12 protein-coding genes are annotated in these 11,849 nt (G+C 64.1%); 10 read left to right on the plus strand and 2 right to left on the minus strand.

The window, feature by feature from the left end; genetic code table 11:
• Positions 1 to 23 precede the first annotated feature (23 nt).
• From recO to AC0L2A_RS27550, 8 genes are all read left to right on the plus strand, one after another.
• Positions 24 to 785 carry a DNA repair protein RecO gene (recO, locus tag AC0L2A_RS27515; protein WP_027152721.1) on the plus strand — a complete coding sequence of 254 codons (762 nt, stop codon included), beginning with the start codon at positions 24 to 26 and terminating at the stop codon, positions 783 to 785.
• Positions 782 to 976, plus strand: coding sequence for a hypothetical protein (locus tag AC0L2A_RS27520; protein WP_473611461.1), 195 nt, complete (start codon positions 782 to 784; stop codon positions 974 to 976). Before recO ends, AC0L2A_RS27520 begins: the two co-directional genes overlap by 4 nt.
• Positions 977 to 1,039: 63 nt before the next feature.
• Positions 1,040 to 3,778 carry a DUF2339 domain-containing protein gene (locus AC0L2A_RS27525; RefSeq protein ID WP_473611463.1) on the plus strand — a complete coding sequence of 913 codons (2,739 nt, stop codon included), beginning with the start codon at positions 1,040 to 1,042 and terminating at the stop codon, positions 3,776 to 3,778.
• Between the two features lie 66 nt (positions 3,779 to 3,844).
• Positions 3,845 to 4,087, plus strand: coding sequence for a type II toxin-antitoxin system VapB family antitoxin (locus AC0L2A_RS27530; RefSeq protein ID WP_473611464.1), 243 nt, complete (start codon positions 3,845 to 3,847; stop codon positions 4,085 to 4,087).
• A 291-nt stretch (positions 4,088 to 4,378) separates the two neighbouring features.
• Positions 4,379 to 4,897 (plus strand): sigma-70 family RNA polymerase sigma factor, encoded by a 519-nt coding sequence (locus AC0L2A_RS27535; RefSeq protein WP_128172707.1) that lies wholly within the window; start codon positions 4,379 to 4,381, stop codon positions 4,895 to 4,897.
• Entirely contained in the window at positions 4,894 to 5,685 is a 792-nt protein-coding gene (locus AC0L2A_RS27540) for an anti-sigma factor family protein (protein ID WP_473611465.1), read from the plus strand. Before AC0L2A_RS27535 ends, AC0L2A_RS27540 begins: the two co-directional genes overlap by 4 nt.
• 261 nt (positions 5,686 to 5,946) lie before the next feature.
• Positions 5,947 to 7,044 (plus strand): peptidase C39 family protein, encoded by a 1,098-nt coding sequence (locus tag AC0L2A_RS27545; protein ID WP_473611467.1) that lies wholly within the window; start codon positions 5,947 to 5,949, stop codon positions 7,042 to 7,044.
• Between the two features lie 5 nt (positions 7,045 to 7,049).
• Positions 7,050 to 8,513 (plus strand): RimK family protein, encoded by a 1,464-nt coding sequence (locus tag AC0L2A_RS27550; RefSeq protein WP_473611468.1) that lies wholly within the window; start codon positions 7,050 to 7,052, stop codon positions 8,511 to 8,513.
• A gap of 102 nt (positions 8,514 to 8,615) precedes the next feature.
• Here the strand turns inward: AC0L2A_RS27550 and AC0L2A_RS27555 are convergent, their stop codons facing one another.
• Both AC0L2A_RS27555 and ygfZ read right to left on the minus strand, forming a co-directional pair.
• Positions 8,616 to 9,248: an HD domain-containing protein gene (locus tag AC0L2A_RS27555; RefSeq protein WP_091590489.1), complete on the minus strand. Its 633-nt coding sequence runs from the start codon at positions 9,246 to 9,248 to the stop codon at positions 8,616 to 8,618.
• A complete protein-coding gene (ygfZ, locus tag AC0L2A_RS27560; protein ID WP_473611469.1) occupies positions 9,248 to 10,108 on the minus strand; it encodes a CAF17-like 4Fe-4S cluster assembly/insertion protein YgfZ in 861 nt (286 codons plus the stop codon). The genes AC0L2A_RS27555 and ygfZ overlap by 1 nt, the downstream gene beginning before the upstream one ends.
• A gap of 82 nt (positions 10,109 to 10,190) precedes the next feature.
• Here ygfZ and AC0L2A_RS27565 point away from each other — a divergent pair, with 82 nt between their 5' ends.
• Together AC0L2A_RS27565 and AC0L2A_RS27570 are read left to right on the plus strand one after the other, a co-directional pair.
• Complete coding sequence (locus AC0L2A_RS27565; RefSeq protein WP_473611471.1) at positions 10,191 to 11,522, plus strand: dihydroorotase; 1,332 nt, start codon at positions 10,191 to 10,193, stop codon at positions 11,520 to 11,522.
• Positions 11,523 to 11,575: 53 nt separating this feature from the next.
• The gene (locus tag AC0L2A_RS27570) at positions 11,576 to 11,803 is read left to right on the plus strand and encodes a hypothetical protein (RefSeq protein ID WP_077381796.1); all 228 of its coding nucleotides are present in this window, start codon (positions 11,576 to 11,578) and stop codon (positions 11,801 to 11,803) included.
• The last annotated feature ends 46 nt before the right edge of the window (positions 11,804 to 11,849 follow it).

An 11,849-nucleotide genomic window follows, 5' to 3' on the forward strand; every position in this document is an offset into this window, starting at 1 on the left:
CGAAGCGGTGACAAGCTGCGTTCATGGAATGGCGCGACGAGGGAATTATTCTCGGCACCCGCAAGCATGGCGAAACCAGCGCCATTCTTGAGGTCATGACGCGTGCGCACGGCCGCCACCTCGGCCTTGTGCGCGGCGGCCGCTCGCGCAAGCAGCAGCCGGTTCTGCAGCCCGGCAACCGCGTCGACCTGTTGTGGCGGGCGCGGCTCGACGAACATCTTGGCACCTTCCAGGCCGAGGCGATCGAGATGAACGCCGCCCGGCTGATGGACAGCGCCGTCGCCATCTATGGGCTGCAGACCATGGCGGCGCATCTGCGCCTGCTGCCCGAGCGCGACGCGCATGACGGCCTCTACGAGACGCTGGCCGTGATGATCGCCCATCTCGACGATGCGGACGCCGCCGGCGAGCTGGTGGCGCGCTTCGAATTGCTGATTCTCGACGAACTCGGCTTTGGCCTCGATCTCAGCCAGTGTGCCGCGACCGGCGCCAGGCAGGACCTTGCCTATGTCTCACCGAAGTCCGGGCGCGCCGTGTCGCGCGCCGCAGGCGCGCCATGGCGCGACAAGATGCTGGTGCTCCCCGCCTTCCTGCAGCGCGGCTCCGGGCTGCGCGCCGATCCGGCGGCGATCGAGGACGCCTTCCGGCTGACCGGCTTCTTTTTTTCCCGCCATGTCTACGAGCCGCGCGGTATCGAGGCGCCCGGCGCCCGCACCGGCTTCCTCGCCGCCCTACGCAAGCACCATGCGCTGCACAAGGTGATCGGGGGAGAGACCGTTACATGAGCGAAGCGGAACTCTATCCCGGCCGGGTGTCGCCGCTCCGCCTCGGCACCATTTCGCACGCCGACATCGCTGAATATACCGGCCTGGAATTGCTCCAGCGCATTGTCGACAACAAACAAAAGGCGCCGCCGCTGGCTTTCGGCACCGAAACGTGCTCGATCTTTCCGGCAGCCAATCTGGCGGAGGGCTGACTCGGCTGGCCGTCTGGCCGCCGTATTTGTCGGTCACTACTGGCTTGGTTTGGGGGACCCGCCATGTTCGAAAGCCTGATCGGCCTCGTCGCGATCATCGCGCTGTTCGTCATTATCTCGCGCCAGCAGAGCCGCATCGGCCTGATCGAGCGCGAACTTGGTGCGCTGCGCAGCCTCGTGCTTTCGGGCGTCCATGTTGGCCCGCCGCAGGCCAAGCCGGTAGAACAGCCCGCAAACGACAGCATGCCAGCAGACGCGGCAGTTGCGGCCGTCACCGACATTGCCCCGCCATCGGCGGCGGGCGAGGCTGAGGAAAAGCCGCCCACGCAGGTTGAAGCCGGAGAGGCTGCATCCGGACCGTGGGCTGCGGGCGAAGCGGCGACGGCTGGGCCTGCACCTGCGCAACCGGCGGCCGCGACGGCGAAAGCGGCCCAAAGACCCGATATTGAAACGGCGCTCGGCACCCGCTGGGCGGTCTGGGTCGGCGGCATCGCGCTGGCGCTGGGCGGGCTGTTTCTGATCCGCTACACCATCGAGGCCGGCATTTTCGGTCCCGGCGTGCGGCTGAGCATGGCAGCAATGCTCGGGCTGGTGCTGGTCGCCGTCGGCGAGTTCATCCGCCGTACCGGCTTCAAGGTGCCGGTGCAGGGCGTCGCCGGCGCCTATATTCCGGCGATCCTGACGGCGGCCGGTGCTTTCATCCTGTTCGGCACGGTTTATGCCGCGCATGGCGTCTACGGCTTCATCGGGCCGGCGCTCGCCTTCACGCTGCTCGGCGCCATCGGTGTGGCGACGATCGCAGCAGCCCTCGTCCATGGCCAGGCGCTGGCCGGTGTCGGCCTGCTCGGCGCGGTGGTGACGCCCATGCTGGTCGCCTCGCAGGCGCCGAATCCTTGGGCGCTGTTCGGCTATTTGGCGATTGTGCTCGCCGCTACCGGGGTGATCGCCCGCCTGCGCGACTGGAAATTGCTGATGGCGGCAGCGTTCGTCGGCACCGGCCTGTGGACCATTCTTTACATGACCGATGCGCCGGGCACCAACCTGCCTGTCGTCCTCTTTATCAACGCGGTGACCCTGGCCGTGCTCGCCCTCGTCTGGCTCGGCCGTCGCGGTGGCGAAGCAGGACCCGCCAGGGGCTTCGACTGGCCATCGGTCGCGCCTGGCTTCTTCGTCGGCCTTTCGGCGATGGCGCTGTTCGTCGACCCCGCATACGCTGCCGGCGATGCGCTGCCGGGTGCAGCCCTTATCGCAGCCCTGGTCGCGGTGGCGCTCTACCGACCGCTGGCGCTGGCGCTTCTGCACGCCGCAGGGCTGGCGACGGTTCTGGTCTATCTCGGCATCATTCCGCCAACCTCTGTCGTTTCAGACTTTTCGGGTGGCGCTCTCGGCGTCGATGGCCTGCCGGCGGCAGTTGCCGATACGCTGATGCTCAGGATCGGCATCGTTCTCGGACTTGTGCTCATCGCAGCCGGCTTCTGGGCAGCGCGCAAATTTGCTGCATCGGCTCACATCCGCGCCGCCTCATGGGCGGCATGGGGCGTTGTCGCACCGCTGGTCATTCTGTTGGCGCTCTGGTTCACCTTCGGCAATCTCGACCGCGATCTTGTCTACGCGGCGGTTGCAGCCCTTTTGGTGGTTGTCTTAGCCACCGGCGGCGAGTGGATTGCGCGCGGTGAACAGCCGCCGCTGCAGGGCGGTGCTGCCGTCTCGTTCGCGCTTGGCGGGGCAGCAGTCGCTGCCTTGCTGATGCTCTACATGGCCTTTGGGTCCGGCTGGACGACCATGCTTCTGGGTGCCGCGGCCATCGTGCCGGCGCTGGCCACCCGCTGGCGCGCCTACCCGGTGCTCGGCTGGATTTCGGTCGCTGCGGTCATCGCGGTGCTCGGCCGCATCGCCTTCGATCCGACAATCGTCGGCGCTGAATTCCTGTCGAGGACGCCGGTGTTCAACTGGCTGCTGCCGGGCTACGGCGTGCCGGCGCTTGCCTTCGGCTTCGCCGCCTGGCAACTCGCCCGCACCACAAATGGCCGGCCACGCCTCGCCATGGAAGCGGGCGCAGCACTGTTTGCGGTGCTCACGGTTGCCATACTGGTGCGCCATGCCATGCATGGCGGCGTCATCGACATGGGTGCCGCGACGGTCGCCGAGCAGGCGATCTACACTTTGATCGCCATCGGCGCCGGCGCCATCCTGGTCGCCGTCGACATGCGCTCGCCAAGCTTGGTGCTGCGCTATGGTTCGCTTGCCGCGGGCGTCGTCTCGGTCGCCTTCATCGTCATCCAGCATTTTGTGGCGCTGAACCCGCTGTTTACCGACGAATCGACTGGCCGGATCCCGGTGTTCAACCTGCTGTTCCTCGCCTATCTCTTGCCGGCCCTCGCTGCCGGGGGGCTCGCGCTTTACGCACGTGACAAGCGGCCGAAATGGTATGCCGCGATGCTGGCGCTGGTGGCGGCGCTGCTCGCCTTCGTCTATGCGACGCTATCGGTGCGGCGGCTGTTCAAGGGCGAGTTCATCGGCCTGTGGAGCGGCCTCGGCCAGCTTGAAACCTACACCTATTCCGCGCTGTGGCTGATCATTGGTGTGGCGCTGCTCACCGCCGGCGTCTGGCTGAAGTCGCAGGTGCTGCGCGTTGCGTCGGCCGCGCTGATCTCGGTCGCGGTGTTGAAGGTCTTCCTCTTCGACATGTCGGAACTGGAAGGCGTGCTGAGGGCGCTGTCCTTCATCGGCCTCGGCGCGGTGCTGATCGGCATCGGCCTGTTCTACCAGCGGCTGCTGACAAGAGCAGCGAAGGAGGCCTAAGGGATCATCTGTTTGAATGTCCAATTTAAATGGAATACTTGAAGGTTCAGCAGGAGATATTCAAAAGTGCCTCTCTATATTCGCGACAAAGAAGTGGATGCGCTGGCCACAAAATTGCAGCGCGAGATCAACGCCGCCAGTAAAACGGAAGCAGTGCGGATTGCACTTTTGCATGAACTTGAGCGTTACCACGCCCGCAAGCCTTTGCGTGACAGGATTGCGGTGTGGCAGGAGAAGTGTGCGGCGTTGGGGCCATCCGATCCCAACTTCGACATGAAGGCATTTACCGACGAGGCATGGGAAGGCTGACGTTGGCGAGCCCGGTCCAGGCGGTTCAACTGTGAGTCCCAATACGGCGCGGGATATTCTGCAGCGCTGCGCCGGCACATGCCACGGCGGATTATCGGGGCCTTTGTCGCGTCGCTCGCGATGGGAGGACTCTGCTTTGCCTGTCAATCTCACGGGAATAAACCGGCCGCCGGCAGCGTTATCTTGTTGCTTGGGTGGCCGGGCGGCGGACCGCTTCGCGCTGGCCGCTTGCGCCGCGCCGTGAAGGCGCGTTCAATCGGATGAACAAGGGCGACCTCAGAACCAGCGGTCATGGACGACAAGAAGGCAGCAATCCTAGGCGAGATACCACGCCTGCGCCGTTATGCGCGCTCGCTGCTGCGCGATCGCGATTCCGCCGACGATCTCGTTCAGGACTGTCTCGAACGGGCGCTTGTGCGGCTCGACAATTGGCAGACTGGAGAAAGCCCCAGGAGGTGGCTGTTTACGATCATGCATCATTTGTTCATCGACCAGATGCGCAAGGTGAACCGGCGCGGCGAAGCAGCGATCCTGCCGCTGGAAGCGCGCGAGGCGCAGGCAGCGCCCGCTGAGCAGGTGGAGAGCATCGCCTCGCGCGAGATCATCGACGCGTTGCAGGCGATCAGCCCCGATCGGCGCGCAGCACTGGTCATGGTCGCCATCGAAGGCTTTTCCTATGCCGAGGCCGCCAACATCCTCGGCGTTCCGGCCGGCACGCTGATGTCGCGCATCGCGCGCGGGCGTGACGAGTTGCGCGGGTTGCTGGATGATGCCGCGCGTCGCCGGGCGATAAGGATCGTCGAGAAATGACCCGGCGCGACTTTTCCGAACGCGACATCCATATGGCCCTCGATGACGAGCTGCCGGTTGACGAGCGCGTGGCTTATGATGCCTGGCTCGAGGCCAATCCTGAAATGAAGGCGAGGAGCGTCCGCTATGTCGCCGACCGCGCAGCGCTGCGCGCCGCCTTCGCCGGCGTGCTCGACGAGCCGGTGCCGGCGCGGCTGCAAAATATCGTGTTCGGCGAGGCGCCGGTCAAGACGGCGGCATCGCGCTCGCGCTGGTGGCGGGCGGCTGCCGCAGCGGCGATGCTGGCCATCGGCGGTGTTGGCGGCTATGTCGCCGGCATCGACCATCTCGGTCTGGAAGACCCGGCCGAGGACCAACTCGCCGAACAGGCGATCGCAGCCCATGTCCTCTATGCCGCCGAGCAGCGGCATGCGGTGGAAGTGCCGGCCAGCGACAAGGATCATCTGCAGACCTGGCTATCCAATAGGGTCGGCCTGAAGCTCGTCGCACCGGATCTGGCGGCGCAAGGATTCCAGCTCGTCGGCGGTCGGCTGCTGCCCGCTGGCGAGAGCAAGGCCGCGATGTTGCTTTATGAGGACGCCAAGGGCGAGCGCATCTCGCTGTTCGTCACAGCGGAATCGGCCGAGAAGACCAAGGGCACTTATGGATCGGAAGAAGACGGCCCCGAGGCGATCTACTGGTTGGACAAGGGCTATGGCTGCGCCGTCGTCGGCTCGCTGCCGCGCGCGCAGCTGACCGCAGTGGCGAAGAGCGCCTACAGCCAGCTTGTCGCCGGGCTTGCCAGCTGAGCTGCGCTGTTTTTCAAAGCTTGCGTCTGCAGCGCCGCGCGTCTTTGGACACGCAAAGGACGCTGTAGCACTTTAATTTGCGCATCATCCTTTCCGAAAATCGATTTCGATTTTTTGGGGATCATGCGCCGCCGAAAACTGTAAAAATTTCAGCCCGAACCGAGGTGCGATAGCGCTTGACGGATGCTGGCGCTTCGGCTGTGTTGTCGACACTTCTGACCAAGCCTTTCCAAGAATCCAATCGAGGTTTTCCAAGCCCGCATGCCTGCCGAGATCCGCACGGCCCGCGCGTCCGACGTCGATGACCTCGCGGCGATCGAAAAAGCTGTTTTCTCTGGCGACCGCATTTCCCGCCGCTCCTTTCGTCAGTTGATCGAACGCGAGACCGCCGAGATGCTGGTTGCCGAAAACGACGGCCGCATCGCCGGCTATGCGGTCGTGCTGTTTCGCAAGGGCAGCGGAGTCGCGCGGCTCTATTCCATTGCCACCGGTCCGCTTTTCGGCGGACTCGGCATTGGCCGCATGCTGCTGGAACGCGCCGAGGACGCCGCCTTCGAGCACAACCGCATGATGCTGCGTCTCGAGGTGCGCGAGGACAACAGCCGAGCCATCCGCATTTACGAGCAGAGCGGCTACCGCAAGATCGGCCGCGAACCGGGCTATTACGAGGACGGCGCCACGGCGCTGCGCTACGAAAAGACCCTGCGCGGCGACATTCCGGTCGCCACCAGGGTGCCGTTCTACCAGCAGACCTGCGAATTCACGTGCGGCCCGTGCTGCCTGATGATGGCGATGGCCAATTTCGATGCCGGCTTCGTGCCCGACCCGGTGATGGAAATCCGTTTGTGGCGCGAGTCGACCACCGTTTTCATGATGTCGGGGCCGGGCGGCTGCGAGCCGTTCGGCCTCGCCGTTGCCGGCCACGAAAGCGGGCTGTCTGCCGAGATATATGTCTCCTTTCATGGTGCGCTGTTCCTGCAGTCGGTGCGCAGCCAAGACAAGCGGCGCGTGATGGAACTGGCGCAGGTCGACTTTCGCCGGCGCGCGGAACGTTACGGCATCCCGGTGAATTACCGTCCATTCGCCATCGACGATATCCGCACCGCAATCGCAGAAGGAAAACTGGTGTTGGTCCTGATCAGCGGCTTCCTTATGTTCGGCAAGAAGGTTCCGCACTGGGTGCTGGCCATCGGCGACGATGGCGACCATATCCTGATCCACGATCCCTGGGTCGAAGACGAGAGACAGGAGACCATCCTTGATGCCGCCAACATTCCGGTGCCTTACGGCATCTTCATGAACATGGCGCAATTCGGCCGCGATGGATTGCGTGCCGCCATAATCCTCGGAAAGCGCTGAAGACAATGACCTGGGTCATCCTTACCGGCCGGCAGAACGATCTCGATCAGGTGGCGACACCGCACAAGATCATCACCAATCGCGACTATCTTGCGCATCCGGCGCTGTTTCGCGGCCAACGGCCGAAAGTCATCAACCTGTCGAACAATTACGGCTACCAAAGCCGCGGCTACTATGCCTCGCTGCTCGCCGGTTCGCGCGGTCACAAGGTCATTCCGACGGTCGAGACGATGATCGACCTGTCCGAGCGCAAGCTCTACGAGCATGCGCTGCCGGAACTGGAACTCGCGCTCAACAAATGCCGCAAGGATCTGGGCGGAGCCTTTCCGCAAAAAGTCTGCATCTTTTTCGGCATCGGCTCGTCGAGGATTTGGGATCGCTTCGCCAAGCTTTTGTTCGACTGGTTCCGGGCGCCGGCGCTGGAAGTCCATATCACGGACAACGCCGAATGGGCGTCGATCCGCAAGATCGGCTTCCATCCGCTGGCCAGGATGACCGAGGAGGAAGAAAAGCGCTTTCTTCAGTGCCTCGAGACCTACACCAGCCGCGAGTGGCGTGACACCAAGGGCCGCACGCCGGCGCGCTACACCTTCGCCACGCTGGTCGATCCGCATGAGGAGTTGCCGCCATCGGAGATCTCGTCGCTGCGCTATTGGGCCAAGATCGCCGAGAAGATGGGCGTCGAAATCGAGCCGATCACCAAAAAGGATCTGGCCAAGCTCGCCAACTACGACGCGCTGTTCATCCGCGAGACGACTTCGATCTCCAATCACACCTACCGCTTCGCGCGCCGCGCCCAGCAGGAAGGCATGCCGGTCATCGATGATCCGCTGTCGATGATCCGCTGCACCAACAAGGTCTATCTCAACGAGCTGATGACCTACAACAAGGTGCCGGTGCCGCCGACGGTGATGATCGCCGGCATCTCCGACCTTGAAGTGGCGGCGCAGACGCTGGGCTTTCCGCTGGTGCTGAAAATCCCGGACTCGTCGTTTTCACGCGGAGTCAAGAAATGCGCTACCTTTGAGGAGCTGAAGACGCTTGCCACCGAATGGCTGGAGGATTCCGATCTCCTGATCGCACAGAAATTCATTCCGACCCAATATGACTGGCGCGTCGGCGTGCTCGGCGGCCAGCCTCTGTTTGCCGTGCACTACCTGATGGCCAAGAAGCACTGGCAGATCGTCAACCACAAGGCCAACGGCAAGCCCGACCAGGGCGGCATCAAGACCTTCACCCTGAAGGAGGCGCCGGCCCATGTCGTCGAGACGGCGGTGAGGGCGGCGCGCTGCATCGGCGATGGCCTCTACGGCGTCGACCTCAAAGAGACCAAGGACGGTGTCTTCGTCATAGAGGTCAACGACAATCCCAACCTCGACCATGGCTGGGAGGACTCTGGCGAAAAAGATGAGGTCTGGGTGCGGCTGACGCAGTGGTTCCTGGAGCGGCTCGATCGACAGGGACGGTAGCAGGGGTTCTATCCGATCGACGCCCCAGCCTTCTATCCGTCGCGGCAGGCTCACACCTTCGGCTCCCCGCCCGAACACGGCTCTGTATCCCCTCAGCGTTTTTCAGTCGGCCGGCTGCACCGTTTGGCGCCGCGATTTCTCGATTGCCGCATATCGTTTGAGAAAGGCGTTTTGCGCCCAGGTCACCGAACGCGGGGTGAAATCGAAGCGGTCGGCATTGAAGCCGCGCGGCCGGCCGAAGAATTCGGTCGCCTCGGCGGTCGAAAAACCGGCAAGCAGCGTCGCCTCGAAATAGGCGGCGATCTGGTCGGCGCGCTTGATCTCCTTGCGCAGGCCCGCAACCGGTTCGACCGGCAGCGAAAAGCGCAGATGGATGGCACGCTGCAGCCTCAGCTCGCACTCCTTATAGCTGCCGCCCATCACCGATTTGAACGGTGAGATCATGTCGCCGATGACATATTCCGGCGCGTCGTGCAGCAAAGCCGCCAGCCGCGCATCGGCTGGGGCGTCCGGCACCAGCTCGCCGAAAAGCGCCTCGACCAGCAGCGAATGCTGGGCGACGGAAAAGGCGTGATCGCCGATGGTCTGGCCATTCCAGCGGGCGACGCGGGCAAGCCCATGGGCGATGTCCGAAATCTCGATGTCGAGCGGCGAGGGGTCGAGCAGATCGAGCCGCCGGCCCGACAGCATGCGCTGCCAGGCGCGCGGCGGCGCGCCGGGACGGTCGGCCGCCATCAGGCCTCCTCCGCGCCGACGGGTTCCTGCGGGAAGATGAATTTCGCCCAGGCCGGGATGGTGAGCGACACCGGGACGTCATCCGCCATGATCGGCTGGCCGGAGTCGAGCGCTGCCTTGACGCGGTCGATGCGGGCTATGGCGAGGCCCGCCGTGCCGGCGGCCGTGCCAAGCGTGCCGACCGGTCGCCCTGCAACTGTCAACTCTGTGCCAGGAGCGGGCAGGGGCCGTTCGGCCGAAACGATCAGCACCCGCCGTCTGGCGGTGCCGCGATGCTGCATCCGCGAAACCACCTCCTGGCCGACATAGCAGCCCTTCCTGAAGCCGACGCCGCCGGTCTCGTCGAGCAGCACATCATGCGGGAAGGCATCGCCGAGCTGATAGTCGCTGCCACTTTCGGCAATCCCATGGGCGATGCGCAGAGCTTGCCATGCGGCCGGGTCGCCGCCGGCGGCAGCGGCGCCATAAAAGCGATTGACGACTGCGTCGCGGAACCGTGCATCGGCAACCGGCGTTGAATCAAACTGCGAAGCAGTTGAATCATCCCCCCAAACAACAGCGACAATTCCCTGATCTGCCTTGGCGATCTCGACCTTGGCGCGCAATTTGTAGAGCATCAGCCGGCGTATGAAATCGTCTGATATATCGGATCGGCATTCGAGGCGGAACAAATTCTCGCCAGCGCGGGAGATCAGGAAGTCGAACAGAATCTTGCCTTGCGGCGTCAGCAAAGCGCCCGGCTTTGCCTCGCCGGCAGCCAGCGCGTCGAGGTCGGTGGTCAGAATGTTCTGCAAAAAACTCTCGGCATCCGGGCCTGACACGGAAACGAGCGCGCGGTCTTTCAACTGGGCAAAGGGCATGGGCGGAAAAGAACCTGATCTTGCAAAACGGTCGGCCATTACGTAAGCCGCTGGCACTCCCCCCGCAAGAGACCGGATCAGCATGGCCACGACCTACGACCTCATCCTGACAGGCGGCACGGTGGTCAACCACGATGGCGAAGGCCGACGCGACATCGGCATCAGCGCCGGGCGCATCGCCGCCATCGGCGATCTCGGCCAGGCTTCCGCCGGCGAGACGGTCGACTGTCGCGGCCTGCACATCCTGCCGGGCGTCGTCGACAGCCAGGTGCATTTCCGCGAGCCAGGGCTGGAGCACAAGGAAGATCTGGAGACAGGCTCGCGCGCAGCGGTGCTGGGCGGCGTCACCGCCGTCTTCGAGATGCCCAACACCAACCCGCTGACCACCAGCGAAGCAGCGCTTGCCGACAAGGTTCGGCGCGCCACCGGCCGCATGCACTGCGACTTTGCCTTCTGGGTCGGTGGCACCCGCGAGAACGCAAAGGACGCCGGCGACCTTGAGCGGCTACCCGGTGCTGCCGGCATAAAAGTGTTCATGGGCTCGTCGACCGGTGACCTTTTGGTCGAGGACGATGAAAGCGTTGCCTCGATCCTGAGGAATACGCGCCGCCGTGCGGCCTTCCATTCCGAGGACGAATTCCGGCTGCGCGAGCGGCTCGGCGAACGCATCGAGGGCGACCCGGCCTCGCATCCTGTGTGGCGCGACGAGATCGCCGCCCTACGCTGCACCGAGCGCCTGGTGCGCATTGCGCGCCAGGTTCGCGCCCGCATCCACGTGCTGCACATCTCGACCGCCGAGGAGATTGTTTTCCTCGAACAGCACAAGGACGTCGCGACCTGCGAGGCGACGCCGCATCATCTGACGCTGAGCGCGGACGATTATGCGCAGCTTGGCACGCTGATCCAGATGAACCCGCCGGTGCGCGCATCGCGCCACCGCGACGGCATCTGGCGCGGCATTGCGCAAGGCATTGTCGATGTGCTGGGTTCCGACCACGCCCCGCACACGCTGGCCGAGAAGGCGAAACCCTACCCGGCCTCGCCGTCGGGCATGACCGGCGTGCAGACGCTGGTGCCGATCATGCTCGACCACGTCAATGCCGGCCGGCTGACGTTGCAGCGTTTCGTCGACCTGTCCAGCCACGGCCCGCAGCGTATCTTCGGCATGGCCAGGAAAGGCCGCATCGCCGCCGGCTACGACGCCGATTTCACGATCGTCGATCTGAAGCGCCGCGAGACCATCACCAATGCGCAGGCAGGCTCGAAGGCCGGCTGGACACCCTATGACGGCAGAAACGTGACCGGCTGGCCGGTCGGCACGATCGTGCGCGGCCGGCGCGTAATGTGGGAAGGCGAGATCGTCACCCCCGGACGGGGCCGGGCGGTGGAGTTTTCCGAGGCGCTGGTGGTGTAGCCGTTTCCACGGTGTTGGATTTTTTAAGCACAGCGCATTATGTTGCTGGGGTTATGAACGCAGATATAGCGCCCATGATTGTCCCCGCCGAGTTTCCGGAGCTCCAGGCTCTCGCCTGGAATCGTGACGTAGCGCGCCCGATTCCCGCCGAAGAAGCATTTGCGCTGTATGAGCGCAATTGGCGTTTTATCGATCAAAAGCGTCTTACGGCCCGGGAAAAACGGCTTATACGGAATCTGGCCGACAAATTCGGTCATGGCGTCCTTTTGACCACTGGCTGAAGTTCGTTCTCATTCTCGTGATCTTTCTTCCCGCAGCTGCAGTATC

The sequence above is a fragment of the Mesorhizobium sp. WSM4844 genome, from assembly GCF_055811775.1.

Bases quoted from the DNA above. Each gene is read 5' to 3' on its own strand.
- recO (WP_027152721.1), top strand. From the start codon at position 24: ATGGAATGGCGCGACGAGGGAATTATTCTCGGCACCCGCAAGCATGGC.
- AC0L2A_RS27520 (WP_473611461.1), top strand. From the start codon at position 782: ATGAGCGAAGCGGAACTCTATCCCGGCCGGGTGTCGCCGCTCCGCCTC.
- AC0L2A_RS27525 (WP_473611463.1), top strand. From the start codon at position 1,040: ATGTTCGAAAGCCTGATCGGCCTCGTCGCGATCATCGCGCTGTTCGTC.
- AC0L2A_RS27535 (WP_128172707.1), top strand. From the start codon at position 4,379: ATGGACGACAAGAAGGCAGCAATCCTAGGCGAGATACCACGCCTGCGC.
- AC0L2A_RS27540 (WP_473611465.1), top strand. From the start codon at position 4,894: ATGACCCGGCGCGACTTTTCCGAACGCGACATCCATATGGCCCTCGAT.
- AC0L2A_RS27545 (WP_473611467.1), top strand. From the start codon at position 5,947: ATGCCTGCCGAGATCCGCACGGCCCGCGCGTCCGACGTCGATGACCTC.
- AC0L2A_RS27550 (WP_473611468.1), top strand. From the start codon at position 7,050: ATGACCTGGGTCATCCTTACCGGCCGGCAGAACGATCTCGATCAGGTG.
- AC0L2A_RS27555 (WP_091590489.1), bottom strand. From the start codon at position 9,248: ATGGCGGCCGACCGTCCCGGCGCGCCGCCGCGCGCCTGGCAGCGCATG.
- ygfZ (WP_473611469.1), bottom strand. From the start codon at position 10,108: ATGCCCTTTGCCCAGTTGAAAGACCGCGCGCTCGTTTCCGTGTCAGGC.
- AC0L2A_RS27565 (WP_473611471.1), top strand. From the start codon at position 10,191: ATGGCCACGACCTACGACCTCATCCTGACAGGCGGCACGGTGGTCAAC.
- AC0L2A_RS27570 (WP_077381796.1), top strand. From the start codon at position 11,576: ATGAACGCAGATATAGCGCCCATGATTGTCCCCGCCGAGTTTCCGGAG.